This is a genomic window from Streptomyces sp. NBC_00285, from assembly GCF_036174265.1.
GTDB lineage: Bacteria > Actinomycetota > Actinomycetes > Streptomycetales > Streptomycetaceae > Streptomyces.
In genome coordinates, this window is sequence record NZ_CP108055.1 from 420,788 (window position 1) to 444,550 (window position 23,763).

The window sequence follows — 23,763 nt, forward strand, 5'->3', positions numbered from 1 at the left end:
CCCCGGGCTGAGCCCGGGGCACGGGCGACGCCGGCCGCGCACCCCTTCAGCGCCGCGCTGCACCTCCCCGCCGAGTCTGCGGGGCATGCCATCACCGCGCGGCGAGTGCAGTGTCCGTCTCCTCGGCCAGCGTCCGCAGGAGCCGGTCCTGGAACCCCTCGTCGTGCACGGCGGCGTGTGGCCGCTGCCGTTGACGGTGGTACCAGTAGCCGCCGGTCGTGAGCGCCTCGGGATCCTCGCTGGAGGCCAGCCACTGCTGTGTCCGGTGGCCCAGTTCAAGATCGTCGGGTGCGCCCGGTCCGCCCATCTTGGTGGGCACCCAGCCGGGGTCCACGGCGTTGCTCAGCACGCCGGGGTACAGGCGGGCCACGGCGGCAGCGAGGGTGGTGACGAACAGTTTGCTGTCCGCGTATGACCCGTTCGCGTGCCCGCCGGACTTCGTGCCGCGCCAGTCGATGTCATCTGTCGAGGGGCGGCCGTCGAAGTGTGAGCTGCTGCTCAGGTACACCACGCGGCGCGGTCCGGGCACGAGCGCGGTGAGCAGGTACGGGGCAATGATGTTGACCGGTATGACGGCAGGCCCTCTCCAGACGCCGGCGTTGTGGATGACCGCGTCGAGCGGTGGTCCGTCGTTCAGCTCGGTGGCGAGCTGCCGTACGGCGGCCTGGTCGGTGAAGTCGGCGACGACGAGACCCGCTCCGCGACCGACGAGCGGGTCGAGGGCTCTGGCACGTTCCGAGTTGCGGGCGTGGACCACGACGTCGTGCCCGGCGGACTGCAGCGCGCCCGCCGTGGCGAGTCCGAGGCCGTCCGTGGAACCGGTGACCAGGATCCGGCTCATGATCGTCCTGTGTGCGTCACTGAAGGGCTCCTCTGGTGGAAGTCATGGGTGGCTACCCAGGAGGCGAGCAGGCGCAGACCGTCTTCGAAGGACGAGCCGGGTTCGGCGGTGTAGATGGTCAGGGAGTGCGCCTCGCGGACGGACATGGGCAGGCCACGGGGCTGGTAGGTGAGTTCCAGGTCCCCGGGCTCGGGATGATCGAAGCGTTTCACGCCGCCGTGGTGGATGCACACGTGCTGGGCGGCTCCCCGGGTGCGGAACTCGGGGCTGACGGTGGACAGCTCGCCGATGAAGCCGGGCAGGTCCTTGTCGTCGGGGTAGCGGCCGGCCTCGGCCCGTAGCGGTGCGGCCGTGACGGTGGCGGCGCTGCCCCAGTCACAGTGACCGAGCGCGACGGCATGTCTACAAGTCGAGAACCGCACGGAGGGCGTTGTCGACGACGTCTTGCTGTTCGGGTCCGATGTTGCCGTGGAATGTGCCGCTTTCGAAGCGGATGGCGGAGAGTTGGAGGAGGTTGACGGCGACGAGGGAGGCGTCGACTGGAGTGGTCAGGTGCACGCTCATCGCAGTGTCGGGGTGCTGGGCCGGAGCGTGGAGTACCAGGGCGACGACAGCGCCGTAGGCCTCAGCGAGCCCGTCGAGGCTGACGATGAGAACCGTACGGGTGCCCTTTCCGGTGTCGACGTCCCAGACGTCGCCCTTGCGGATGGTCACAGAGCGTCGCCCTCGCCCGCGAGGTCGAGGGGAGTGATGGAGACGAGCTTGCGGGCGGCGTCGAGGGTCATCTGGCGCCGAACGGCGCGCAGGATGTAGTCGTTCAGCGACGGGGCGCCGGCTGCGGCGTCGCGCAGAGGTTTATCCATGGCGTCGGGGATCCGCAGCGTGATGGCAGTCATGACGTCAAATATAGTGGCACTGATGCCATCACGGTAGGTGCGCTGGTGATGGGCTCCGAACGCCGACGCGCGTCGGTGGTCGTCGAAGCGGTCATGATCTCGCTACGGCTACCTTGCCCCCTGGGCCCTTCGCGCGGCTTTCTGGAGGGCGCAGTCCGGAGCGCGTTTCGCCGCCACGCCTGTTTGGCCGTCAGGGAGCCGAAGGCGCCCCTCCTGCGCCCCCTTGCACTACGCGTCGGGCGAAAGATCACACCACCACGCCGCCTCCATCCAACAGTGGTGACCATGCCGAACCGAGTAGCCGTCCTGTCCGACATTCACGGAGTCCTGCCGGCCCTGGAGGCGGTACTCGCCGAACCAGACATCCGCACCGCCGATCTCATCGTGCTCACCGGCGACATCGCCGCCGGCCCGCAGCCCACCCAGGTTCTCGACCTGCTGACCAGCCTCGGCGACCGTGTCGTCTGGGTCAGCGGCAACGCCGACCGCGAACTCCTCGAATACCGCCGGGGGCAGCGCGACACGATCCCCGACCCGATCGCCCCCTGGGCAGCCGAACAGCTCCGCACGGAGCATCTCGACCTTCTCGGCTCGCTTCCACGATCACTCTGTCTGTCCGTGAATGGCCTGGGGAAAGTGCTGTTCTGTCACGCCACTCCTCGCGACGACGAGGAGGTTGTCCTGGTCGACTCCCGCCTTGAGCGCTGGAAGGAAGTCTTCAGCGGACTCGATACGGACATCCGCACCGTGGTCTGCGGCCACACCCATATGCCGTTCGTCCGCCTCGCCCACGGGAGACTCGTGATCAACCCCGGCAGCGTCGGCATGCCCTACGGACGAACCGGGGCACACTGGGCCCTCCTGGGCCCGGGCGTCGAACTCCGCACCACGTACTTCGACATCCAAGGCGCAGCCACGCAGGTCAGCCAGGACTCGTCGTACCCGGACATCACCGCATGGGCCGACTACTTCCTGCACGCTCGCGCGTCCGACACCGACGCCCTCGCAGCCTTCGCCCCACGGGACGGACGCGACAACAGCCCGTGACACGCTCTCCCCATCCACGACAACGGGCGGCCGGACACCGACTACGCGCTCGAGGCCGCCTACCAACCCCCCGGTGCCTGCGGATCTCGGTCGGCGGCCTCGCGGGCGGTGCGGGTACTCGCTCCCCCGCCTGGACCTGGCCCGGCGCGGCCGGTTGGAGGAGATCCGCGATGATCTCATCGCCCGAATCACCGAGGCAGAGCAGGGGGCTCGCGGGGCGCGATCGAGGGCCTCCAGGCCGGCGTTGATGAAGAGTCAAGATCTGTGGATCGAGATCGTTTAGAGGACCCTCGTCATGAACGTACTGTTCGAGTCGGGTTGGTAGTCGGCGAACGCCTCGCAGTCGACGAACCCGAACTTCTCGTACAGCTTCCTGGCGGGCAGGAAGAAATCGGCCGCGCCGGTTTCCAGACTCAGCCGCGTGAATCCCATGCGCTTGGTCTCGGTGACGATGTGCTCCAGCAACATGGATGCGACCCCGCTTCGCTTACGTGTCGGGGTGGTGCGCATGGACTTCAACTCCGCGTGGTCCGCGTCCAGCCTCTTGATCGCACCGCAGCCCACCAAGCTGTCACCGTCCATGACCGACCAGAACGTGATCTCGGGCTTGCGGAGTTCGTCGAGATCGAGGGCGTGCTTGCTTTCCACAGGCGTGATGGACCGCATCTGCTGGACGTGCTCGGCGAGGAACCCGGCGATCTGTGGGCCGAGGAGGTCGTCCACTACGATCTTCACTGTGCTCGCCCTTCGTCGGGACTCTCGGTGCCGCGGGTGCTGTGTCACGTTCCCCAAGCCGCTTGAGATGGGGGCTACTTTTCGGGACGTCGGCAAGTTTGCCACCTGGGCGAACGATCAATAGCCAATATTTGCAGGCCGGTTGAGATGCTTAATGCTGCGTAAGCCTCGGGGCGTTCGGCGAGGTGGCCGCGTTCGAAGCGGGTTCCGGCGCGGACCAGGGTGACGAGCTTGCAGACCATGGCAAGCGCGGCGGCGGCAGTGCCGGCGCCCTTGGTGACCTTGGTCCTGAGCAGGACCGTCGCGAACGTCGATTCGATGGGATTTGTCGTAGGCAGGTGAACCCAGTGCTCGGCCGGGAAGCCGTAGAACGCCAGCAGTTCATCGACATCGTTGGTGATCTTCCGAGCCGCCTTGGGCCACAGCTCGCCGTACGTCTTGTCGAACGCGGCGACGGCCTTGGCCACATGCTCGCGGTCCTCGGCGTTGCAGATGTCCTGCAATGAGCCTCCGGCAACTTGAAGACGCAGGTCAAAGGGCTGGCGTTACGGTCGCCCCAGGTTCTCACGCTGGTCGGAGGCGGCAGTCTCCGGAGTCGATCGTCTGGCAGCGGTTGACTTCAGGATTCGCCATGACGAGCCGGGCGCGCAGGAGGTGGGTGGCGCGGGTGGCCTCCGTCCTCACTCTCAAGTCAAGTGCGGCGCACAGTAGTTCCGGTCAGGAACCCGAGTCCGGGTGTGGGTCGGCTGACGGGTCTGCGGGCCCATGCCGGCAGTCAGCGGCCAGGTGAAGCTTGCTGCCCGCCTCTGGAGCACTGAAGGAGAGCGGATTTCTGCCGGAGATTCCGCCGACGCCAGTAGCGGCGACGGTTCTCCCGCCCAACCGGTCTCGATGTTCTGCCCGTTCTGTACTTCAGGGCCGGTGACCCGGCACCGCCGGTGTCAGGACCAGGCGATCTCGCCATGGCGGTCGATGAAGCGTCCGGTGCCGGCGCCGGGCTCCTCGGTGGCGAGGGCGACGATCGCGTCCGTGCCCTCGGTGAGGGTCTGGGGGCCGCTGTGACCGTTGAGGTCGGTCGCGGTGTAGCCGGGGTCGGCGGCGTTGACGCGAATGCCCTTGAGCCCCTTGGCGTACTGCGTGGTCAACATCGTCAGCGCCGCCTTCGAGGAGGCGTACAGCGGCACGACGACGTGCGACTCGGACCGGCCGGGGTCGTGGGTGAAGGCGAGGGAGCCCATGCCACTGCTGACGTTGATGATCACGGGGTCGTCCGAGCGGCGCAGCAGCGGCAGAAACGCGGTGGTGGTGCGGACGACGCCGATGACGTTGACGTCGAGGACTGCGCGGGCGTCCGCGGCGGTGAGGTCGCCGGGATCACCGAAGGGTCCCTGTACCCCCGCGTTGTTGATCAGGACGTCGATCCTGCCCTCGTGCTCGGCGACGTCCGCGGCGGCGGCGGCCACGGACGCGTCGTCGCTCACGTCGACGGGGACGAAGCGTGCGCCCAGCGCGGCGGCTGCCTCCTCACCCCGCTCACGGTCGCGGGCTCCCAGGAGAACGGTGTGACCGCACGCGATGAGGCGGCGGGCTGTCTCGCGGCCGATGCCCTTGTTGGCTCCGGTGATGAAAGTGATCGTCATGCCTTCGATGGTCGCCTGGACGAGGGAGCCGGACCAGGGACGCTTCGACGGTGGGAAGACCAGTACCACCCTTGCGCCCCCGCAGGTGATCGGGGACGCGGGAGGATGGAGGGCATGACGACGACACCCCCCGGGGCCGGACTGGGCGCGGCGATCCGCACATGGCGGAACCGGCTGCCCCCGTCGGCCGCCGGGCTGCCGGTCGTCCGCAAGCGCCGGGCTGTCGGGCTGCGGCGCGAGGAACTGGCCGACCTGGCCGGGGTGTCGGTCGACTACGTCGTGCGCCTGGAGCAGGGGCGGGCCACGGCACCCTCGGCGTCGGTGGTGGCGTCTCTGGCACGTGCCCTCCAGCTGTCCACCGCCGAGCGGGACCACCTCTACCGGCTGGCCCGGATCGTGCCGCCGGCGGACGGCACGATCAGCGACCATCTCCCGCCCGGCATGCAGCGTGTGCTCGTCCGCCTCGGAGACGTGGCAGTCGCCGTGTTCGCGGCGGACTGGCAACTGGTGTGGTGGAACCACGGGTGGGCCGCCCTGCTGGGCGACCCCCTGGCCGCGCCGCCGCGGATGCGCAACTTCGCCCGCGACAGGTTCCCGGTGGACGCCGAACACACCTCGCTCGCGCTGTGGCCGGTCACCGACGCGGATCCCGACACCACCGACTCCGCCCTCGTCTCCGACCTGCGCCGCGCCACCGGCCGCTTCCCCCGGGACAGTCGCCTGGCCGCGCTGGTCCGCGACCTGAACGCAGGCAACGAGAGGTTCGCCGAGTTGTGGGCGAAGGGAGAGGTGACCGCGAACCGCGAGGTCCGCAAGACGGTCGACCACCCGTTGGTGGGTCCGGTCACGGTGGACTGCGATGTCCTGACCGACGGCGACACCGAGCTCAAGATCGTCATCATGACCGCGGCGCCGGGCAGCGAGGACGAGACAAAACTCCAGCTCACCACCGTCGTCGGCCCACCGGCCGGCACGCGCAACTGATCCGCCCCGCGCGTCGGCCGACCGGCGGCTCACGGTCCCCTGTCAATCCCTTCGCGTCGTGGGGAACCTTTCAAGCGGCCAACTCCACGGATGGGTCGGCATTGGGGCGCGGCGCGACGAGACGCCCTTGGCCAATCGCCGGACCCGTCGAACACGCTCTGAACCTCGTCAGCCAGGTGGTGCCCCAGTGGCCGGGCGAACGTGTCGTTGGTCGGTGCGGCATGTGTTACTCCGCTCTGTAGTAGCACCTCTGCGGATTCTCTGCGGCCAGGCAGAGAGCTGGAGGCTTGGGCGTATGGGTCACGAACACGTTGTCGTGTGCCAGTCCGTGCATCAGCAGCAGCGGACGACCACGCTTCGGAGCGTCGGCGAGCAGCGAGAACATCTCATAGTGCTCCGAGTATTTGTCGGGCCAGACCGAAGAAGCGCCCTTTCCAGCAGGCGTCGTGGAGCCGCCGGCCGGTGAGCGGGGCGCCGGACATCGCGGCGTGGAAGACGTCGGGTCGACGCAGCACCGCGGACCCGTACGCGGGCGCCGTCGTCGAGGATCTCGATGCTCCGGAAGGTGCAGCGGGTGTCAACGAAGACCTCGTCATTGGTGGCCTGGCCGGAGAGGCTGGGGCCGCCGGAGCGGAAGGTGAGGGTCAGCCCGTGGGCGGCACCTGTGCGCAGGACTTCGGCCACCTGGGCGCTCTCCTTGGGGGTGACCACGGCGTCGGGCACCAGCAGGCAGTGCAAGGCGCCGGTCCAAGTCGCGAGCGGCGACAGTACCCGGGGCTGCCGCCTCCAGCCGGGCGAGCAGGGTCGCGTCGGCGGTGAGGAGGGCGTCAGTGCGACTCGCGGGTCACCTCGGAGCCGCTGGAGCCGACCAGGAAGTCCAGGTCGGCGCCGGTGTCGGCTTGCAGGACGTGGTCGACGTAGAGGCGTTCCCAACCGCGGCGGGGTGCAGCAAAGGCGTCGAGCGTGGCCTGGTCGGGCTTGCGGGCGGCGAGTTCGTCGGCGGGTACGTCGACATCGATACGGCGGGCCTCGACGTCGAGGGTGATCACGTCGCCGGTGCGGACGAGGGCGAGGGGGCCGCCGGCCGCTGCTTCGGGGGCCACGTGCAGGACGACGGTGCCGTAGGCGGTGCCGCTCATCCGGCCGTCGCAGACGCGGACCATGTCGCGGACGCCCTGTTCGAGGAGTTTCTTCGGCAGGGGCATGTTGGAGACCTCGGGCATGCCCGGGTAGCCCTTGGGGCCGCAGCCGCGCAGGACCAGGACGGAGTCGGCGTCGACGTCGAGGTCCGGGTCGTCGATGCGGACGTGGAAGTCCTCGATGGAGTCGAACACGACGGCCCGGCCCCGGTGTTGGAGCAGGTGCGGGGAGGCTGCGGCCGGTTTGATCAGTGCGCCGTCGGGGGCGAGGTTGCCGCGCAGGACGGCGATGCCGCCCTCGGCGACCAGCGGCTTCGCGCGGGAGCGGATGACCTCGGCGTCCCAGATCGGGGCGTCGTCGAGGAAGTCGACCAGCGGCTCGCCGGTGACGGTCAGGGCGTCGGGGTCGAGCAGGTCGCGCACTTCGCGCAGGACGGCGAGCAGGCCGCCGGCGCGGTGGAGGTCCTCCATGAGGAAGCGGCCGGCGGGCTGGAGGTCGACCAGGACGGGCACGCGGGAGCCGATGCGGTCGAAGTCGTCCAGGGTGAGCTCGATGCCGAGCCGGCCGGCGATGGCCAGGAGGTGGACGACGGCGTTGGTGGAGCCGCCGATGGCGGCCAGGGCGACGATCGCGTTGTGGAAGGACGCCTTGGTGAGGAAGGTGCCCGGGCGCCGGTCACCGGCGACCATGCCGACGGCGAGCCGGCCGGTGTGGTGCGCGGCTTCCAGTAGCCGGCTGTCGGGCGCGGGGGTTCCGGCCACGCCGGGGAGCACGGTGCCCAGTGCCTCCGCGACCAGGGCCATGGTCGAGGCGGTGCCCATGGTGTTGCAGTGTCCTCGGCTGCGGATCATCGAGGACTCGGAGCGTACGAACTGCTCCTGGGAGAGGGTGCCCGCGCGCACCTCCTCCGACAGCTGCCACACGCCGGTGCCGCAGCCCAGCAGGCCGCCGCGGAAGGTGCCGTTGAGCATCGGTCCGCCGGGGACGACGACCGCGGGCAGGTCGACCGACGCGGCGGCCATCAGCAGCGAGGGGATGGTCTTGTCGCAGCCGCCCAGCAGCACCACACCGTCGATGGGGTTGGCCCGCAGCATCTCCTCGGTCGCCATCGCGGCCATGTTCCGCCACAGCATGGCGGTGGGCCGTACGTTCGTCTCGCCCAGCGACACCACCGGGAGGTCGAGCGGGATGCCGCCGGCCTCGTAGACGCCGTTGCGGACCGAGGCCGCCACCTCGTCGAGGTGGGCGTTGCAGGGGGTCAGGTCGGAGGCGGTGTTGGCGATGGCGATCTGGGGCCGGCCGGTGAAGGCGTCGTCGGGTACACCCCGCCGCATCCACGCCCGGTGGATGTAGGCGTTGCGGTCCTGGCCCGCGTACCACTGTGCGCTGCGGAGAGCCACCTCAACCATTCCTTCCAATAGTCGGTACGCCGATCTAAAGTGTGGAACGCCATGGAGCATACGCAGGCCTTCGACGGACCGACAGACCCCGGTGAGGACGGCGCAACCGGTACCGACGGCGGCCGGCTCGTCGGCTCGGACCGGGTACTCGCCGTCCTCAAGGAACTCGCGCGCCATCCCGACGGGGTGGGCCTGGACGAGGTGACCCGCGCGATCGGCAGCCCGAAGCCGACCGTGCACCGGGCGCTCGGCGCTCTGCGCCGGGCCGGGCTGGCCGACCAGGACGCGAGCAGCCGCTATGTGCTCGGGGACGAGTTCCTGCGCATGGCGTTCGCGCACCACGAGGCCCGCCCCGACCATGTCCGTGTCCGCCCGGCCCTGCAGGCGCTGGCGCACCGGTTCGGCGAGACGGCGCACTACGCGGTCCTCGACGGCCGGGAGGTCGTCTACCGGGCCAAGGTCGACCCGCCGTCCGGTGCCGTCAAGCTGACGTCGACGATCGGCGGACGTAACCCGGCCCACGCCACCGCGGTCGGGAAACTGCTGCTCGCCCGGGAGCTGACGTCCCTGGAGGACGTTGAGACGTGGGTGGGCTCCTTCCCGCTTGAGCGCCGCACCGACCGGACGCTGTGCACGGCGGCCGAACTGCACCGTGCCCTCGGGACCGCGATCGAACGGGGCTATGCCTGCGACGACCAGGAGAACGAGACCGGCGTGAACTGCCTCGCCCTGCCCGTCTACCTCACCTCGCCCACGACCCCCTCCGGAGCGGTGAGCGTCAGCGCGCTCGCCTACCGGACCCCGCTGGCCGACCTGGTGAACGCTTTCACGGAGATTCGTGCTCTGCTCGGCCCGCTCGCCGACCCCCTGGCCTGAACCACTGCCTTCTCCCCCATCGTCCCGCCCCACCCTGGAGACAGAGTCGTGCACCTCATGCGCATCGGCGCCCCCGGCGCCGAGAAGCCCGTCGCACGCATCGACGACGAGACATACGTCGACCTTGCCCCGCCCGGCGTCGGCATGGGCCTCACCCCGCCCGTCTACCTGCAGCCGGGCGACGTAATCGAACTCGGCATCGACCGCCTCGGCAGCCGGCGCCAGCACGCGCTCGGCCCACGGTGAGCAGCCGGCCGATGCGCGCTTTCGTGCTGACCGCGCCGGGCGAGTACTGCGTACAGGAGGTAGCAGCACCGGTCGCCGTCTCGGGCGAAGTCGTCGTCGACGTCGAGCGGGTCGGTGTCTGCGGCACCGACATGGAGTTCTTCACCGGCGAGATGGCCTACCTCCACCAAGGGCACTCCGCCTATCCGATGCGACTCGGACACGAGTGGGCCGGCCGGGTGGCTGCGATCGGCCCCGACGTCGATCCCGGCTGGATCGGCCGACGGGTCATGGGCGACACCATGATCGGCTGCGGTGACTGCCGCCGCTGCCGACGAGGGCACCAGCACGTCTGCGAGAACCGGCACGAGGTGGGCGTGCGCACCGGCCGTCCCGGTGCCCTGGCCGAGCAACTCGCCGTTCCGGCCTCCTCGTTGCACGCTCTGCCCGGCTCCGTCGACGCCGTCCTCGGCGCGCTCGTCGAGCCGGGCGGCAACGCCCTGCGCGCCGCGCGTGCAGCGGCGCTGCGCCCCGGCGACCGCGCTCTGGTCCTGGGTCCGGGCACGATCGGCCTGCTGGTGGCGATGTTCCTGCGCGCCGCCGGCACCGAGGTCCACCTGATGGGTGCCACCGACAGCTCCCTCGCCTTCGCCCGCCGTCTGGGCTTCGAGCATGTGTGGGCCGCGGACTCGCTCCCCGGCCTGCCCTTCGACGCGGTCGTGGACGCCTCGAACGCCGCCCCGCTGCCCGCCAGGGCGCTGGAACTCGTCGAGCCGGGCGGCCGGCTCGTGTACATCGGGCTGTCCGGCGAGCCCAGTCACGTCGACACCCGCACCCTCGTCCTCAAGGACGTCACCGCGGTCGGCATCCTGTCCGCCTCCCCGGGCCTGGCCGCCACCATCCGCGCGTACGCCGACAAAACGGTCGACCCCCGGCCGCTCATCGCGGCCACCGTGGGCCTCTACGACGTCGGCCCCGTCCTCGCCGGCCGGCGCCCGGCGGACGCGGGGCCCGGCCCCAAGATCCATGTCGATCCCCGATCGAGTACGGCGAGAAAGGCCTCTTGAGCGACTTCCACGGCGTCGGCGCGAACGTCACCGCCGTCGCGGGCGGCATCGGCGCTGCCACGGCCGCCCGGCGCGGCACCAGAGTGGCCGTCCTGGACCTGCCCACTGCTACGACACGGCCGGACTCGTGCAGGGCCGTGCGGGTTCTGGAGATGGGGGTCCGCTTCCACCCATGCTTCTGAAGGGCCGGATCATCCGCTTCGGCCACGGCGCGTACGTGGTGGTTTTGGCCGGATCTCGTCACCGGTGGGTCACAGGTCGGAGTGGCGGAGAACTGCCGGTTCCACGGTGCTGTCTGGTTCGACGGGAGCGGCGAGGAGCCGCGCTCCGGACAACTGGAACTCGGGGGACAGCATGCGGTACATGAACGGAATGCGCGGGTCGGCGGTGGCGGTCGTCGTGGCTTCGGCGGCGCTGGCGGTAGCGGGATGCCAGCCCGGTGGGGGCGGAACGGGCATCGGAGACGGCGGCGCCCCTCCGTCCGGGGCCGTCAGCTCAGCAGCCTCCTCCACCCCAGGCGCCCCGAAGCCCGGCAGCTCCGCCTCCGGCCCCTCGACGCCCTCCGCCTCCGAGCCCGCGTCCTCCTCGCCCGCCGCTTCCGCACCTGCCGCGGACGGTTCGGCGGCGACCTGTTCCGCGGCCAGTCTGAAGGCGACCGCCCGTCAGGCCACTGTGCGGCCGTCCGGTACGGGGACCGGGGCGGCCCTCGTCGAGTTCACCAACGTGTCCGCACGGACATGCGTCCTCAAGGGACACCCCACGGTGGCCGGCGCCGGGAACGGCTCCCCCGAGATGAACGTCCCGCTCACCGTCAAGCCGACCGGATCCGCGACGCCGGTGACGGTGGCCCCCGGCGGCAAGGCCTGGGTGAAGCTGACGTTCGTGCAGGTGCAGGGAGAGGCCGACGGGTACTGCGTGTCCGGTTCGGCACCCGTGGTGTATCCCACGATGGTCGTCCGGCTGCCAGGGTCCGGGGCGCACCAGGTGGCCCTGGACGACGGGCAGTTCGCCGAGTGCGACGACATCGTGACCGTCACCGCCGTATCAGCGGTCAGGCCGTCCTGACCGATCCCAGCCGCAGCACAGGCGCACACAGCCGGACGATGCCGAGAGGAACGAGGCGAGTACGCATGGGACGCCTGGGCAGGTCATCGAGGCGCTGGTGACCTAAACGGCACCGCGGCAGCCAACGGTGCGGTGCCACCCGAGGCCAAGCAGGCGTCAACGGGCTCTGGGACCGACCGCCGCCCGCGACGAACCCGCCCCGGCATGCACGGCTCCAAGAACGCCGGCACCGCCGAGACTGCGAGCAGACAGGGCCGATGTCAGTGGCGTCTGCGACGATCCCGCATGGTTCAGGGACACCACGGTGGGAGGGTTCATGTCTTTCGGCTTCAAGACGTCATGGCTGGCGGTGCGCGACGCCGGGCCGGAGGAAGTGGCCGATGCCCTCGACCTGCGACACCGGCAGCGCATCGACTGGGAGACCGGCACCGAACTCGCCTACCGGCACGGTGTCTTCGTCGCCAGACCCGTCCCGGAATGGACACTCGCCCACGGCAGGATCCATCTCACGCACACGACCGACCCCACACGCCCGGACTTTCTCAGCTGGCTTCGCACGCTGGCCGCCCGTGTCGGGGACCTCCAGTACTTCTGCACCGACCGTATCGGCGAGCACCACGCCTGGGCCAAAGTCGAATCCGGCGAACTCACCCGCGCCTACTGCTACATCGGCATGAGCGGCGAGGTCCCCCTGCGCCAGGGAGAACCCACCGCCATTGAAAGGGAGCTCGGCGTCGGGCTCGTCGGCTGGGAAGAAGTCCGGCAGGACTGGGGAGACGCAGAATGGGACGCCTGGCACGCCGCGATGCCCACGGAACATGACGTGATGCGCATAGCCGCCAACTGGAGCGTCTGCCCGCCACTGATCGAGGACGACTCCGTCACCGAGCCGGGGATCCTTGGACTCCCACCGGGCGTCGAGCCCGCAAGCGCATTCTCTTGACCTGAAGTCCCCTGCAGGGCGTCGGGCCTGTCATCCGGCTTCGCACCGAGGTGACGGCCGTCGATACCGTGCAGGGCCGTGACTGCGGCACGTGTTCATCGAGTATCAACGGCCGTTGGGCCGCGGCTGGTTTCGCGGAAGGGTCCCGCAGGTCTGGGGCCTTCGCAGTTCTTGTTACGGCTGCCGAGGAACAGCAGCTGTCACGAGGGCACGGGTCTTGTCACTGTGCTCCGACGCCGGGCAGTGCTGTGCGTGACGGGGATAAATGAAGGCAACGGTGGCTTGAGGTAGTGCATGATCTGCCGGGTGAAGAGGCATGCGGATTCGGATGTGAGCGGGGACGATGCCGACGTGTGGCACGAGCGGCTGGGGTGGGCGTTCGGGCTGATAGCAAACGATCCGGCTGAACGTGCTGCGGCGCTTGTCCGTCAGGCTGACGCCCAGCGGAACACCCAGGACGCTCGTCAGCGGTTCAACAACATGTGGCGTCGAATTTATCCGCTGAGGCCGAAGGCAGCCCACAGAAACTATCTCAAGGCCCTGAGGTATTCGCTGCCCGATGCGTTGTGGGACCGTCCGGCCGGTCACGACATCGGCACCTGGCCGGGTCTTCCCTACGCGCTGTGCTTCCTGGAGTGGGAGGCGAGATATCCGCAGGAGTGGACACGGCATGCCAAGTCGTGGGGCACGAAAGAGAATCTCATTCAAGACATGGCTGCCGCGCACCACGATGACACGGTCAGAAGCAAGCTCGTGGAACTGATCGAGATCGTCGTACAACGGCCCTACCGCTGCAAGGACCGCGAGTACGTGCGCGTGGCCCGGGCGGTGGACGGTGAGGATCTGCGCAGCAGGCTGGAAAGAGCTGCCTGTTCGGACAACCCATGGGCGCAGCGCCATGCCGGATATGTTCTCTGGCTCCTGGACCGTCCCGAGGTGCCCAATACGCGTCACGTCTGGCGGACCTGGCTGGCGGCATCCACAAAGTCAGCACCAACTGGCGTCGTCCGGAACCGGATCGATGATCAGTGACGAGGAGCTTGCCTCGCTGGTGACGACACCCTGCCTCGGCAGCGACGGCCTGGGCGAGCGGTCCAGCGGGGTGGTCGCTTCACATGCCGGGAACATCCGGGAGGGCTACGGCTCGTCGGGGTGACCGCTCGCGGTCCGGGACTGCGCGCACTTCTTCGCCTCCGCCCGGGCCTCGCTCGGGGTGAGGCCGAATCTGGAGCGGAAGAGGCGGGCGAAGTGGGCCTGGCTGGAGAACCCCCACCGGTGCGCGACGTCGGCGATCCTGGTCTCGCGCGCATCGGGTTCGACGAGTTCTTGATGCGCCCTGACCAGGCGCCGTTCCACGATGTGCCGTGCCGGCGACGTGCCCGTCGATTCGAAGATCCGCCCCAGGTGGCGTACCGAGATACCCATCACGCCGGCCACCTGCACCGCCCCGAGACAGGGATCGTGCAGACGCCGTTCGATGTAGTCCTCCGCCACCATCAGCTGCGACCGGTAGACGTCGGGTCCCGGCCGCCCGCCCGTACGCTCCTCGGCGAGTCGCCTCAGCAGAGCAAGCACGGCCTCCTCCGCGTCGGCGGGGCCCAGCGGCCCGCCGCTCAGGGCAGCCACCCCGCCGAGCAGGGAGCTCAGCGCGGCCACGAGCGCGCCCTCCCTCGCCGTGCCCCGTCCGAACAGCATCGGCCCGGGCAACCCGCCTCCCACGCCCGCCTGTTCGAACAGGTCATGCGGCACGTCGACCAGGATCTGCCGCATCGAGGAGGAGAACCCGAACAGATACGGCCTTCGGGTGTCGTAGACGAGCAGCTCACCCGCCGTGGCCGCGAGGCAGCCGTTCTCGTGCAGGAACACCGCCTCTCCCTTGAGCAGGAGGGTCGCGAACACCGAGTCCTTGGGCGCCGACCTGACCGTCTTCGGGCTGCGCTCGACGGCGTGGGCGTTGCCGGCGATGTCGGCCAGGCGCAGCCCGCCCAGCTCGATGTTGGTCTGCCTGGCCAGCAGACCCTGCTCGGAATAGCTGGTGCAGGACAGGCCCACCAGCGCCTGGTGGTTGTAGTCCTCCCAGTAGTGGATGCGCTCGGCGGGTGCGATGTGCTCGGTGGCGGCCCGGGAGATGACGAAGGGTACGGACACGTGACCTCCCATGGTCATGCGGTCAGAGGGCCTGAGCTTAGGCGTCACATCACACCGCCAGGTAGCCGCCGTCCACAGGGACCACTGCCCCGGTGACGTACGAGGCCGCCGACGAGCACAGGAATGCCACCACTGAGGCGACCTCGTGCGGCTGCCCCAGGCGCCCGGCCGGGATGCGGGCCAACACCTGGGCCGTGGCCTCGGGGTCGTCGAGCACCCCGCGGGCCAGCGGGGTGATGACGAAGCCGGGCGCGACGGCGTTGACCCGGATGCCGTCGGCCGCGTACTCGGCGGCCAGCGACTTCGTGAGCTGGGATACGCCGCCCTTGCTCGCGCTGTAGGCGGGCCGGTCCCTGCTGCCGAAAAAGGCGAACATCGAGGAAACGTTCACGATGGCGCCGCCGTTGTCGGCCAGGGCAGGGCGGGCAGCCTGGCTGGCGGCCATGGTGGCGGTGAGGTTGATGTCGATGACCCGCTGCCAGCGGGCGAGGTCGTACTCCTCTCGGTCGTGGCTGACGCCCGCGCAGTTCACCAGGGCGTCCAACCGCTCTTCCACGGACAGCAGAGCGGTCAGCCCGGCACGGTCCAGCACGTCGTGCTCCACTACACGGACGCGCGAGTGGTCAGGCAGTTCGGCGGGGTCGGCAGGTGGCAGGCCCAGGGCGGTCACGTCGGCGCCCAGTGCGGCCAGGAGGACGGCCGTGGCCGCGCCGATCCCGGACGTACCACCGGTCACGAAGGCCCGTCGCCCCGCGAACTCGCCGCTCACCGGTGCTGCTCCCCCGGTCGTACCAGCACTTTGACCTGTTCCTCGCCGCGCAGCAGCGCCTCGAATCCGTCCCGTACGACGTGTTCCAGGGAAATGGTGGATGTGACGATGCCCGTGAACTCGACGCCTTCCTCGGCCACCATGCGGATCAGCTCGGGGTAGGCGTTGCGATATCCCACGCTGGTGGTGATCGTCTGCTCGTTGTTCACGAGTGCGAAGGCGTCCAGGCGGACCGTGCCCGTCAGGCCGAGGAACATCACCCGCCCACCGCGTCGGGTGGCGGCCAGGCAGGCACGCAGAGTGTCCTCGGAACCGACCGCCTCGAACACCACGTCCGCTCCCTCGCCGCCGACCACGTCGGCGAGGTCCGCGCCCGTCTCGGCGGCCCCCAGGCGAGCGGCCAGCTCGCGGCGGGTCACGGACCGGTCGGCGGCGACGACACGTCCGGCGCCGTGACAGACCGCGAGCTGGGTCACGAGCAGCCCGATCGGGCCCAGCCCGAGGACGGCGACGGTCTCGCCGGGGCGGATTCCGGCCCGGCGCACCGCGTGCAGAGCGACGGCGGCCGGCTCGAACACCGCGGCCTGTTCCAGGGAGACCTCGTCGGGCAGCCTGTGCAGCATGTATCCGGGCAGGGTGACGCGCTCGGCGAGCCCGCCGTGTCCCATGAGTCCGGCGAACCCGAAATGCCGGCAGATGTTGTACTCCCCGGCGAGGCATCGCGGACAGGTGCCGCACCGGTAGTGCGGCTCCACCGCCACTCGGTCGCCCGGGACGACACCGGTGACCCCGCCGCCCACCTCGGTGACGGTGCCACAGAACTCGTGCCCCAGGACGAGCGGAGCGGCCACGCCGGACTCCGGGTGCGGATCGCCCACGGGAATGGCGTGCGGACCGTCGGCGTACTCGTGCAGGTCACTGCCGCAGATGCCGCAGTAGGCGACCTCGATGGTCACCTCGCCGGGCCGGGGCGGCGTCACCGGCACGTCCTCGACGCGGACGTCCTTGGCCCCGTACCAGATTGCCGCCTTCATACGGCTTCCTCGGCTTCCTCGTCGCTGGTGTGCGGCGCGACGGCAGTTCCGGTCATATCGCTCAGCGGAAGAGGGAGTTGACGTAGTCGGCGCCGATGCCGACCTTCTCGTAGTGCTCGCGGCACATCTTGATGTAGTCGTGCACGTCGAAGAAGCCGTCGGGCTCGCCTTTCTCGTCCAGCCAGACGAGGGGGCCCTTGACGATGAAGAACGCCTTCATCGGCTCGTCGCTGGCGTAGGCGACCAGCGTGTGTCCCTCGCCCGGGGACTCGTAGACGAAGTCGCCGGCGGTCGCCGTCCAGGGCCGTTCCAGGTAGCCCCACTTGCCGGAGATCGTGTACGCGAACACCTCGTGCGGGTGGTAGTGCCGGTTGACGAGCCCGGCTTCCTTGGCTCTCAGGATGTCGGCCCAGCTGTTGTCCTTGACGTTGATCCACAGGGGGCGGGAGCCGACGGTCTCGGTGAACGGCACGTAGTAGCGGTCGTCGTCGGTGGCGACCTTGGACAGGTAGACCTCGGGGAGGGCATCGGGGCGCAAGGAGTTCTCGATCGGCCTGAGGTCTTTCCAGAACTCGCCGGTAGGTGTGTCGGGCATGTGAGCGGCTCCCTTTTGTCGCGGACCTCCCGGAGTGAATCGCGACGGGTTCGGTGCCGTCTTTCCCGTGGCGGACCTCGGTGCTTGCCGATCTGGGACATCCGCGGTGGCGGGCACGATCAGGCTCGCGCCCGTCCGGGACGGCTGCGGAGTTGTGGAGGCCGGTTCCAGGGTCCCGCCGGCTGCCGGCCTGTCGGGGCGTTGTGACGGTCCTGCTCGTACGGGCCCGTGTTCGCCCAGGGCGGGATCAGCGTCGAACGCGTCCTGACTCCGCGCGTCTGCCGTTGTCCTCGATGTCCGTGATGAGCGTCTTGCCTGACGTGTCACTCGCCATCGTGTGCGTCTCCCCTTGTGGCTGCTCGCGGCCCACCCTAGCTGTTTCAATTAATTAAGAATATATCTTGACGGGGTGGCGACGCCGATCCAAGCTGACCGGCATGCAACAGGCACCTTCAGTACCGATCGACGCCCGGCGGCGCCTGCGCCCGGCCGGAATCGCCTTCGGCGATGAAGGAGGCGGGCGTCTCCCCGGTGACGGCCGGGATCTTGTCCTGGGCCAGGGTGGAACCGAGGCCCGGGGAATACGACTTCACCTGGTTCGACCGGGTCATGGACAACCCCGCCGGAGCCGGCGTGGCCGTATGCCCGCCCACCATGACGGCGTCTGCGCCGCCCTGGCTGTCCCGGTTGCACCCGGAGGTGCTCCCCGAGACCGCCGACGGCCGCCGTTTCCCGGCCTGCCCGAGCACGTCCAGGCGACCGTCCGCGCGGGCGACGGCGGACGGTTCGCCTTCCTGCTGAACCACGGGCAGGAAGAGGTCGAAGTCGGGCTCCCCGCACCGATGACCGACGCCCTGGCCCGGCAGGCGGCCCCCACCGACCGCATCACGCTGCCGGGAGCCGGAGTAGCCGTACTGATCGAGCCGTAGACCACCGATCGAGCCGCAGACAAGGGACGTAAGGGACGTACATGAACAGCTCACCCCCCTCACGGAGGTCGGTCCTTCGCTGGGGTGCCGGGGCGGCCGGAGCACTCGCCGCTCTTCCGGCCCTCACCGCCTGCGGGCAGACCGTCGGGGCCGCCCGCACGACCCGGCAGGAATCCACCCGTCCCGGCCAGAAGGTGAATCTCGTCTTCTGGACCTGGGTACCGATGCAGAAGACCGTCGACCTGTGGAACCGGACGCACTCCGACATCCACGTCGAGATGCAGACCATCCCGGCGAGCACCCAGGGCGGCTACCAGAAGATGTACTCCGCCCTGTCGGCCGGCAACCCGCCGGACCTGGCGCAGGTGGAGTACCAGGAGCTTCCCGCCTTCATGCTGGTCAACGGCCTGACGGACCTGAGCCGTTACGGGGCCGACGCGCTGCGCGACAGCTATGTGCCCTGGCAGTGGAACCAGGGCGTCTTCGGCGGCCGGGTCCACACCATCCCCCAGGCGTCCGGCCCGATGGGACTCTTCCACCGCCAGGATCTCCTCGCGAAGTGGGGCCTGGAAACGCCCGCCACGTGGGCCGACTTCGAGCGGGCCGCCCGCGTGGTCAAGGCCCGCGGCAACGGTGCCAGGATCAGCGCGTTCAACCCCAACTCACCTGCCTGGTTCGCCGCGCTGTGCTGGCAGCGCGGGTCGCACTGGGTGCGCACCCAGGACGACACCTGGATCGTCGACATGAACGACGACCCCTCCCGCGAGGTCGCGGAGTTCTGGGAGCGGATGGTCCGCGACGACCTCGTCTTCGCCGAACCCGACCTCTCCAGTGCCTGGTACCGGCAGCTGCAGACCGGGCAGGTCGTCACCTGGATCGGCCCCCAGTGGGGCGACGCCCTGCTGCGCGGCAACGCACCGGGCACCAAGGGAAAGTGGCGGGCCGCCCCCCTCCCCCAGTGGAAAGCGGGGGAGAACGCCTCCGCCAACTGGGGCGGAGCGTCCACCGCCGTGCTGCAGGGCAGCAGGCACCCGCGTGAGGCGCTGCAGTTCGCGCACTGGATCAACTCCGACCCCAAGGCCGTCGACCTCAACATCGCCGCCGGCTACGGCTGGCCCGCCGCCACCGGCATCTTCCGCGGATCCGCCCTCGACAAGCCCGACCCGTTCTTCGGCGGACAGCGGTACAACGACGTCTTCGCCGCGTCCGACCGGGCCATCGACACCTCCTGGAAGTGGTCACCCACCACGGATGCCGACTTCGCCCACCTCGGCGACGCCTTCGGCGCGTCCATGGCGGGAGACGGCACCCTCGCCTCGGCTCTGGCCGACGCGCAGAAACGCACTGTGGACGACCTGCTGGCCAAGTGCCTGAAGGCGAGGAGCCAGTCATGAGCAGCACGACCTCTGTCCTCGGCCGCCGGCAGCGCACCCCGCGACCGGACCGCGCCGCCTGGGGATTCCTCCTTCCCTTCGTGGCCCTCTTCCTGTTCGTCTTCGTCATCCCGCTCGGCTACGCGGTCTACGAAAGCCTGCTGAAGCCGATCCGTTCGGGGCCGCTGGGCCTGGGCCCGGCGAGCATCGGCTTCGCCGGGCTGGACAACTACACCCTCGCGCTGCAGCAGTCGGACTTCCTGGAGAGCTTCGGCCGGGTGCTGCTCTTCGGCATCGTGCAGGTCCCCGTGATGCTGCTGCTGGCGACCACGCTGGCGCTGGTCCTCGACACGCTCTCGCAGCGCTGGTCGGGCGTCCTGCGAGCCGCCTACTTCCTGCCGTACGGCGTCCCCGGCGTCATCGCCTCGATCCTGTGGGGCTTCCTGTACGTGCCGGGCGTCAGTCCCCTCGTCGACCTGCTCGACAGGGTCGGTCTCGCTCCCGACTTCCTCGGCTACCACGGCGTGCTGTGGTCGATCGCCAACATCGTGATCTGGGAGTTCACGGGCTACAACATGCTGGTGATCGTCGCGCAGCTCAAGTCGATCCCGCAGGAGCTCTACGAGGCCGCGCGCATCGACGGGGCCAGTTCCTGGCAGACGGCGGTCAGGATCAAGCTGCCGCTGGCCCGGCCCGCCCTCGTGCTCACCGCCGTGTTCTCCATCATCGGCACCCTGCAGCTGTTCGCCGAGCCGCTGGTCATCAAGCCGCTGACCTCGACGGTCACCAGCTCGTACACACCGAACCTGGCCGCCTACAACGAGGCGTTCTCCAACAACAACATCTACCTCGCCGCGGCCGAGTCGGTGATCCTCGCGCTGGTCGCGAGCGTGCTGTCCTTCGGTTTCCTCAGCCTGGTGAACCGTAAGGAAAGGGGGGCACGGTGAGCGTGTCCACACCGCAGACGACGAAGACGGCCGTCGTTCCCCCCGACGCCTCCCGGTCCGCCGGGGCCGGCCGTGGCGGCCGTGGCGGCCGGCCCCGCGGCAGGGTGAAACCATCGCGGATCCTGGTGGTCGCCCTGCTCGCGGTGGCGGCCCTCTACTTCCTGCTGCCCGTCTACTGGCTGGTGGTGGCCTCCACCAAGAGCAGTGCGGATCTCTTCGGCAGTTTCGGGCTGTGGTTCTCCGACCCGCAGTGGCTGCACAATCTGTCGCAGGTCTTCTCCTACGACGACGGCGTCTTCTGGAACTGGACGTGGAACAGCTTCCTGTACGCGGGGATCGGCGGCGCCCTGGCGACCCTGCTGGCGTGCGCGGCCGGGTACGCCCTCGCCGTGTACCGCTTCCGCGGACGTGAGGCGGTCTTCAAGGTCGTGCTCGCCGGTGTGCTGCTGCCCAGCACCGCGCTCGCACTCCCCTTGTACCTGCTGTTCAGCAAAGTGGGCCTGACCAACACCTACTGGGCCGTGCTGATCCCCAGCATGGTCAGTCCGTTCGGGGTGTACCTGTGCCGCATCTACGCCGAGGCGGCGGTACCCATGGAGATGCTGGAGGCGGCACGGGTCGACGGCGCCGGCGAGTTGCGGATCTTCAGGACCCTCGTCCTGCGCACGATGACGCCCGCGCTGGTGACCGTGTTCCTCTTCCAGTTCGTCGGAATCTGGAACAACTACTTCATGCCGCTGGTCATGCTCTCCGACGACCGCAAGTACCCCCTGACCCTGGGCCTGACCACCTGGCAGTCGCAGGCGCAGCGGTATCCCGAGCTCTATCAGCTCACGGTGGGCGGAGCGTTCCTGTCGATCCTCCCGCTGGCCGCCGCGATGCTCGTCCTCCAGCGCTACTGGCGTTCCGGTCTGACCCAGGGCAGCGTCAAGGGCTGAAAGCCGAATAAGGGGGGAGGGGCTGAGTTGCCCCTCCCCCCTTATTCGGCGTCATCTGCCGGTGGGTATGACCGCCTTGCGGAAGGCGTCGTGCACGAGCTTGGGGCGCTCGTCCCCGAAGGTGAGCAGCCCCATGACGGAGATGCCGTTGTAGGCCTGGTTGTACCCGGCCCGCTGCTTATAGTCCTTGAGCACCCAGTACGTGAAGCCGGTGACGAAGTCGCTGCGTGCGGCGACCTGTGCCCAGTGGGCGGTGAAGCTCGCCGCCTGCCACTCCTCGGTGCCCTGTGTGGTGTCGGGGCCGTGGGTGCCGGCAATGGACCAGGTGCCGTTCTCGGTGATCAGGATCGGCTTGCCGGGATACTTCGCGTGGACCGCGTCGAGCGTGGGGCCGAGGTCGGCGTCCTTGCCGTAGAAGTAGCCGAAGTATTCGTTGAACCCGATCACGTCGGCGAGGTCGAAGGCGGGGTCGTTGCTGGTGCTGGAGGCCCAGGTCACGGGGCGGGCGGTGAGGTCGACCGCCTTCACGGCCGCCTTGAGGTCGGCGAGCCAGGCCCGGTAGACCGGGGCGCCGGCGGCGTCGATCTCCGACTCGTTCTGGAGTCCCCACAGGATCACCGAGGGGTGGTTGTGCTGGTTCCACGCCATGGTCAGGGCGAGGGCGCGGGCGAGGCCGTAGCGCTCGGTCTGGAGCTTCTCCTGGGAGGTGTTGAGCCACATGGTGTCGATGTCGTCCATCACCAGCACACCGTGCTCGTCCGCCCAGTCGTAGACGTACGGGTGGCGGTTGTAGACGCAGTTGCGGATGAAGTTGGCGCCCACCGCCGTCACCTGGCCCAGTTCGCGGTCGTACTCGGCCGGGGTCATCGCCCTGCCGTGCGCGGCCGTCTCCTCGTGCCAGTTGAGCCCCTTGAGGAACAGCGGTTTGCCGTTCAGCCGCAACTGGGCGCCAGTGATGGTCAGTTCACGCACGCCGTACCCGGTGGACAGCGTGTCCACGCGCGGGCCCGAGTGCCGCCCGGCGGTGAGGGTGGCCCGAGCGGTGAGCGTGTGCGGGGAGGCCGGGCTCCAGCGGGGGGCGTGGGGTATCGGGACCGAGACACGGACCACTCCCGCCGAGCGGGCGGCGATCCGGGCCGCGACCACGACGGGCCGGCCGCCGCTTTCCCGGCCGGGCTCGAGCGTCAGGCGGCCGTCGAAGTCGTCTGCGCCGTGGTTCTCGACGACCGCGCGTGCCTCGAGGCGCCCGTTCGCGCCGACGGCCAGGAGTTTGGCGATGGTGACCTGCGGGACCGCCTCGATCCAGGCGGACCGGGTCAGGCCCGCGTAGGGCCAGTAGTCGACGGGCTTGTACGGCAGCTCGTGGTCGTCCGTGACCGGTTGGGGTGTCGAGTCGGTGTAGTCGGTGTAGCTCGCCCTGCGGAAGACGCGGACGGCGATCGTCTGACGTGTTCCCGGCCTGAGCGCCCCCGCCACCGGCAGCGCGAAGGGGGAGTTGGCGCCCTCGTGCTTGCCGAGATGCCTGCCGTCGAGCCAGACCTCGGCGCTGTACCCGGCGGCGAGGAAGGCGATACGTACGTGCCGGGCACGCCAGGATCCGGGTACGTCGACGGTGGTGCGGTACCAGGCGTAGCCGTCGTTGAACGCGGTGCCCTGGGCGAACGGGCCGCTCTCCGAGCCGAATCCGGGAGTGTCCAGCAGGTCCCAGGCCGATGGGACACCGATGCGGCCCCACGCCTTGTCGTCGTGGTGGGCCGACTGCCAGCCCTCATCGAGCCCGTGGTCGTCGGGGTCGAAGCGGAAGCGCCACTTCTTGTCGAGGGACAGGTACTCACGGGTGGGCTCATGGGTGCGCCAGCTGTCGAAGGCGGGGAGGACCGCACCGTACTGGAAGACGACGTTGGTGCCGCCGATGTCACGCACATGGGTGCCGGAGGGCTCGGTGGCCGGGTGGGTGTCGAGCACCGGGCCGTTCGCAGCGGCGGCCGCCGTGCCGTGCGCGGCTTGCGCGGTCGCCGGCCAGGCGGGCAGGGCGACGAAGGCGGCGGCGCCGAGTGCCGTCACGACGGTACGCCGGGACGGGTGGGTGGATTCGGTCATGGCACATGAGCCTGGGCAGTCCCGCCACCCCTGTCAAGGATTATTCATAAATAATGAACTGGGTTAACGTG

General features: G+C 69.5%; 27 protein-coding genes and 2 pseudogenes. 15 read left to right on the top strand and 14 right to left on the bottom strand.

The genetic code is table 11. From position 1 onward, the window contains the following. Positions 1–91: 91 nt before the first annotated feature. From OHT57_RS02085 to OHT57_RS02100, 4 genes are read right to left on the bottom strand one after another with little or no spacing between them, the layout of a single operon-like run. Positions 92–841, bottom strand: coding sequence for an SDR family NAD(P)-dependent oxidoreductase (locus tag OHT57_RS02085; RefSeq protein ID WP_328744093.1), 750 nt, complete (start codon positions 839–841; stop codon positions 92–94). Then, positions 838–1,263: an MmyB family transcriptional regulator gene (locus OHT57_RS02090; RefSeq protein WP_328744094.1), complete on the bottom strand. Its 426-nt coding sequence runs from the start codon at positions 1,261–1,263 to the stop codon at positions 838–840. The genes OHT57_RS02085 and OHT57_RS02090 overlap by 4 nt, the downstream gene beginning before the upstream one ends. After that, positions 1,244–1,555 carry a hypothetical protein gene (locus OHT57_RS02095; protein WP_328744095.1) on the bottom strand — a complete coding sequence of 104 codons (312 nt, stop codon included), beginning with the start codon at positions 1,553–1,555 and terminating at the stop codon, positions 1,244–1,246. Before OHT57_RS02095 ends, OHT57_RS02090 begins: the two co-directional genes overlap by 20 nt. Beyond that, positions 1,552–1,737 (bottom strand): hypothetical protein, encoded by a 186-nt coding sequence (locus OHT57_RS02100; protein WP_328744096.1) that lies wholly within the window; start codon positions 1,735–1,737, stop codon positions 1,552–1,554. The genes OHT57_RS02095 and OHT57_RS02100 overlap by 4 nt, the downstream gene beginning before the upstream one ends. A 285-nt stretch (positions 1,738–2,022) precedes the next feature. Here OHT57_RS02100 and OHT57_RS02105 point away from each other — a divergent pair, with 285 nt between their 5' ends. Beyond that, on the top strand, positions 2,023–2,784 hold the full coding sequence (locus OHT57_RS02105) for a metallophosphoesterase family protein (protein WP_328744097.1): 762 nt from the start codon (positions 2,023–2,025) through the stop codon (positions 2,782–2,784). 279 nt (positions 2,785–3,063) lie between these two features. On the opposite strand, the gene OHT57_RS02110 is transcribed toward OHT57_RS02105, so the two are convergent. From OHT57_RS02110 to OHT57_RS02120, 3 genes and pseudogenes are all read right to left on the bottom strand, one after another. Beyond that, complete coding sequence (locus OHT57_RS02110) at positions 3,064–3,519, bottom strand: GNAT family N-acetyltransferase (protein WP_328744098.1); 456 nt, start codon at positions 3,517–3,519, stop codon at positions 3,064–3,066. Positions 3,520–3,593: 74 nt separating this feature from the next. Then, a pseudogene (locus tag OHT57_RS02115) lies at positions 3,594–4,025 on the bottom strand (transposase); the annotation flags it as partial. Between the two features lie 435 nt (positions 4,026–4,460). Beyond that, positions 4,461–5,159, bottom strand: coding sequence for an SDR family NAD(P)-dependent oxidoreductase (locus OHT57_RS02120; RefSeq protein WP_328744099.1), 699 nt, complete (start codon positions 5,157–5,159; stop codon positions 4,461–4,463). A 105-nt stretch (positions 5,160–5,264) separates the two neighbouring features. Between OHT57_RS02120 and OHT57_RS02125 the strand changes: the two genes are divergently transcribed. Beyond that, complete coding sequence (locus OHT57_RS02125) at positions 5,265–6,143, top strand: helix-turn-helix transcriptional regulator (RefSeq protein ID WP_328744100.1); 879 nt, start codon at positions 5,265–5,267, stop codon at positions 6,141–6,143. A 333-nt stretch (positions 6,144–6,476) separates the two neighbouring features. Here OHT57_RS02125 and OHT57_RS02130 read toward each other — a convergent pair whose 3' ends face one another. Next, positions 6,477–6,866 (bottom strand): FAD-binding protein, encoded by a 390-nt coding sequence (locus OHT57_RS02130; protein ID WP_328744101.1) that lies wholly within the window; start codon positions 6,864–6,866, stop codon positions 6,477–6,479. A 104-nt stretch (positions 6,867–6,970) separates the two neighbouring features. Beyond that, positions 6,971–8,683 (bottom strand): IlvD/Edd family dehydratase, encoded by a 1,713-nt coding sequence (locus OHT57_RS02135; protein WP_328744104.1) that lies wholly within the window; start codon positions 8,681–8,683, stop codon positions 6,971–6,973. Positions 8,684–8,734: 51 nt separating this feature from the next. Between OHT57_RS02135 and OHT57_RS02140 the strand changes: the two genes are divergently transcribed. The 8 genes from OHT57_RS02140 to OHT57_RS02175 all read left to right on the top strand — a co-directional run bounded on the left by OHT57_RS02140 (position 8,735) and on the right by OHT57_RS02175 (position 14,015). Beyond that, a complete protein-coding gene (locus OHT57_RS02140; protein ID WP_328744105.1) occupies positions 8,735–9,559 on the top strand; it encodes an IclR family transcriptional regulator in 825 nt (274 codons plus the stop codon). Between the two features lie 48 nt (positions 9,560–9,607). Continuing rightward, positions 9,608–9,805, top strand: a complete 198-nt coding sequence (locus OHT57_RS02145; protein ID WP_328744107.1) for a hypothetical protein — start codon at positions 9,608–9,610, stop codon at positions 9,803–9,805. 11 nt (positions 9,806–9,816) lie between these two features. Beyond that, the gene (locus OHT57_RS02150; protein ID WP_328744109.1) at positions 9,817–10,851 is read left to right on the top strand and encodes a zinc-dependent alcohol dehydrogenase; all 1,035 of its coding nucleotides are present in this window, start codon (positions 9,817–9,819) and stop codon (positions 10,849–10,851) included. Further along, on the top strand, positions 10,848–11,033 hold the full coding sequence (locus OHT57_RS02155) for a hypothetical protein (protein ID WP_328744110.1): 186 nt from the start codon (positions 10,848–10,850) through the stop codon (positions 11,031–11,033). The genes OHT57_RS02150 and OHT57_RS02155 overlap by 4 nt, the downstream gene beginning before the upstream one ends. A gap of 172 nt (positions 11,034–11,205) precedes the next feature. Next, positions 11,206–11,916 (top strand): DUF4232 domain-containing protein, encoded by a 711-nt coding sequence (locus tag OHT57_RS02160; RefSeq protein WP_328744111.1) that lies wholly within the window; start codon positions 11,206–11,208, stop codon positions 11,914–11,916. Positions 11,917–12,232: 316 nt separating this feature from the next. Beyond that, complete coding sequence (locus OHT57_RS02165; protein ID WP_328744112.1) at positions 12,233–12,859, top strand: hypothetical protein; 627 nt, start codon at positions 12,233–12,235, stop codon at positions 12,857–12,859. A 306-nt stretch (positions 12,860–13,165) separates the two neighbouring features. After that, the gene (locus OHT57_RS02170) at positions 13,166–13,891 is read left to right on the top strand and encodes a hypothetical protein (protein WP_328744113.1); all 726 of its coding nucleotides are present in this window, start codon (positions 13,166–13,168) and stop codon (positions 13,889–13,891) included. Beyond that, the gene (locus tag OHT57_RS02175) at positions 13,881–14,015 is read left to right on the top strand and encodes a hypothetical protein (protein ID WP_328744114.1); all 135 of its coding nucleotides are present in this window, start codon (positions 13,881–13,883) and stop codon (positions 14,013–14,015) included. The genes OHT57_RS02170 and OHT57_RS02175 overlap by 11 nt, the downstream gene beginning before the upstream one ends. Here OHT57_RS02175 and OHT57_RS02180 read toward each other — a convergent pair. The 4 genes from OHT57_RS02180 to OHT57_RS02195 form a co-directional block, all read right to left on the bottom strand. Next, complete coding sequence (locus OHT57_RS02180; RefSeq protein WP_328744115.1) at positions 13,997–15,007, bottom strand: helix-turn-helix domain-containing protein; 1,011 nt, start codon at positions 15,005–15,007, stop codon at positions 13,997–13,999. The two genes, OHT57_RS02175 and OHT57_RS02180, sit on opposite strands and share 19 nt — an antisense overlap. A 49-nt stretch (positions 15,008–15,056) precedes the next feature. Next, the gene (locus OHT57_RS02185; RefSeq protein WP_328744116.1) at positions 15,057–15,776 is read right to left on the bottom strand and encodes an SDR family NAD(P)-dependent oxidoreductase; all 720 of its coding nucleotides are present in this window, start codon (positions 15,774–15,776) and stop codon (positions 15,057–15,059) included. Beyond that, positions 15,773–16,810: a 2,3-butanediol dehydrogenase gene (locus OHT57_RS02190; RefSeq protein WP_328744117.1), complete on the bottom strand. Its 1,038-nt coding sequence runs from the start codon at positions 16,808–16,810 to the stop codon at positions 15,773–15,775. The genes OHT57_RS02185 and OHT57_RS02190 overlap by 4 nt, the downstream gene beginning before the upstream one ends. A 61-nt stretch (positions 16,811–16,871) precedes the next feature. Then, a complete protein-coding gene (locus tag OHT57_RS02195) occupies positions 16,872–17,405 on the bottom strand; it encodes a 2,4'-dihydroxyacetophenone dioxygenase family protein (protein ID WP_328744118.1) in 534 nt (177 codons plus the stop codon). 492 nt (positions 17,406–17,897) lie between these two features. Between OHT57_RS02195 and OHT57_RS02200 the strand changes: the two are divergent. From OHT57_RS02200 to OHT57_RS02220, 5 genes and pseudogenes are all read left to right on the top strand, one after another. Then, positions 17,898–18,155 (top strand): annotated as a pseudogene (locus tag OHT57_RS02200) (beta-galactosidase); the annotation flags it as partial. Next, complete coding sequence (locus tag OHT57_RS02205) at positions 18,047–18,334, top strand: Beta-galactosidase C-terminal domain (RefSeq protein WP_328744119.1); 288 nt, start codon at positions 18,047–18,049, stop codon at positions 18,332–18,334. The pseudogene OHT57_RS02200 and the gene OHT57_RS02205, both read left to right, overlap by 109 nt. Before the next feature lie 41 nt (positions 18,335–18,375). After that, positions 18,376–19,728 (top strand): ABC transporter substrate-binding protein, encoded by a 1,353-nt coding sequence (locus OHT57_RS02210; protein WP_328744121.1) that lies wholly within the window; start codon positions 18,376–18,378, stop codon positions 19,726–19,728. Then, positions 19,725–20,654, top strand: coding sequence for a carbohydrate ABC transporter permease (locus OHT57_RS02215; RefSeq protein WP_328744122.1), 930 nt, complete (start codon positions 19,725–19,727; stop codon positions 20,652–20,654). The genes OHT57_RS02210 and OHT57_RS02215 overlap by 4 nt, the downstream gene beginning before the upstream one ends. A gap of 104 nt (positions 20,655–20,758) precedes the next feature. Continuing rightward, the gene (locus OHT57_RS02220; protein WP_328753093.1) at positions 20,759–21,592 is read left to right on the top strand and encodes a carbohydrate ABC transporter permease; all 834 of its coding nucleotides are present in this window, start codon (positions 20,759–20,761) and stop codon (positions 21,590–21,592) included. A gap of 51 nt (positions 21,593–21,643) precedes the next feature. On the opposite strand, the gene OHT57_RS02225 is transcribed toward OHT57_RS02220, so the two are convergent. Next, positions 21,644–23,692 (bottom strand): glycoside hydrolase family 2 protein, encoded by a 2,049-nt coding sequence (locus OHT57_RS02225; RefSeq protein ID WP_328744123.1) that lies wholly within the window; start codon positions 23,690–23,692, stop codon positions 21,644–21,646. Positions 23,693–23,763 lie beyond the last annotated feature (71 nt).

What these genes read in the sequence shown, in the direction of transcription:
- OHT57_RS02085 (WP_328744093.1), bottom strand. Translation starts at nt 841, where the DNA reads ATGAGCCGGATCCTGGTCACCGGTTCCACGGACGGCCTCGGACTCGCC.
- OHT57_RS02100 (WP_328744096.1), bottom strand. Translation starts at nt 1,737, where the DNA reads ATGACTGCCATCACGCTGCGGATCCCCGACGCCATGGATAAACCTCTG.
- OHT57_RS02105 (WP_328744097.1), top strand. Translation starts at nt 2,023, where the DNA reads ATGCCGAACCGAGTAGCCGTCCTGTCCGACATTCACGGAGTCCTGCCG.
- OHT57_RS02120 (WP_328744099.1), bottom strand. Translation starts at nt 5,159, where the DNA reads ATGACGATCACTTTCATCACCGGAGCCAACAAGGGCATCGGCCGCGAG.
- OHT57_RS02125 (WP_328744100.1), top strand. Translation starts at nt 5,265, where the DNA reads ATGGAGGGCATGACGACGACACCCCCCGGGGCCGGACTGGGCGCGGCG.
- OHT57_RS02140 (WP_328744105.1), top strand. Translation starts at nt 8,735, where the DNA reads ATGGAGCATACGCAGGCCTTCGACGGACCGACAGACCCCGGTGAGGAC.
- OHT57_RS02150 (WP_328744109.1), top strand. Translation starts at nt 9,817, where the DNA reads ATGCGCGCTTTCGTGCTGACCGCGCCGGGCGAGTACTGCGTACAGGAG.
- OHT57_RS02160 (WP_328744111.1), top strand. Translation starts at nt 11,206, where the DNA reads ATGCGGTACATGAACGGAATGCGCGGGTCGGCGGTGGCGGTCGTCGTG.
- OHT57_RS02165 (WP_328744112.1), top strand. Translation starts at nt 12,233, where the DNA reads ATGTCTTTCGGCTTCAAGACGTCATGGCTGGCGGTGCGCGACGCCGGG.
- OHT57_RS02175 (WP_328744114.1), top strand. Translation starts at nt 13,881, where the DNA reads ATGATCAGTGACGAGGAGCTTGCCTCGCTGGTGACGACACCCTGCCTC.
- OHT57_RS02190 (WP_328744117.1), bottom strand. Translation starts at nt 16,810, where the DNA reads ATGAAGGCGGCAATCTGGTACGGGGCCAAGGACGTCCGCGTCGAGGAC.
- OHT57_RS02195 (WP_328744118.1), bottom strand. Translation starts at nt 17,405, where the DNA reads ATGCCCGACACACCTACCGGCGAGTTCTGGAAAGACCTCAGGCCGATC.
- OHT57_RS02205 (WP_328744119.1), top strand. Translation starts at nt 18,047, where the DNA reads ATGCCCGCCCACCATGACGGCGTCTGCGCCGCCCTGGCTGTCCCGGTT.
- OHT57_RS02210 (WP_328744121.1), top strand. Translation starts at nt 18,376, where the DNA reads ATGAACAGCTCACCCCCCTCACGGAGGTCGGTCCTTCGCTGGGGTGCC.
- OHT57_RS02215 (WP_328744122.1), top strand. Translation starts at nt 19,725, where the DNA reads ATGAGCAGCACGACCTCTGTCCTCGGCCGCCGGCAGCGCACCCCGCGA.
- OHT57_RS02225 (WP_328744123.1), bottom strand. Translation starts at nt 23,692, where the DNA reads ATGACCGAATCCACCCACCCGTCCCGGCGTACCGTCGTGACGGCACTC.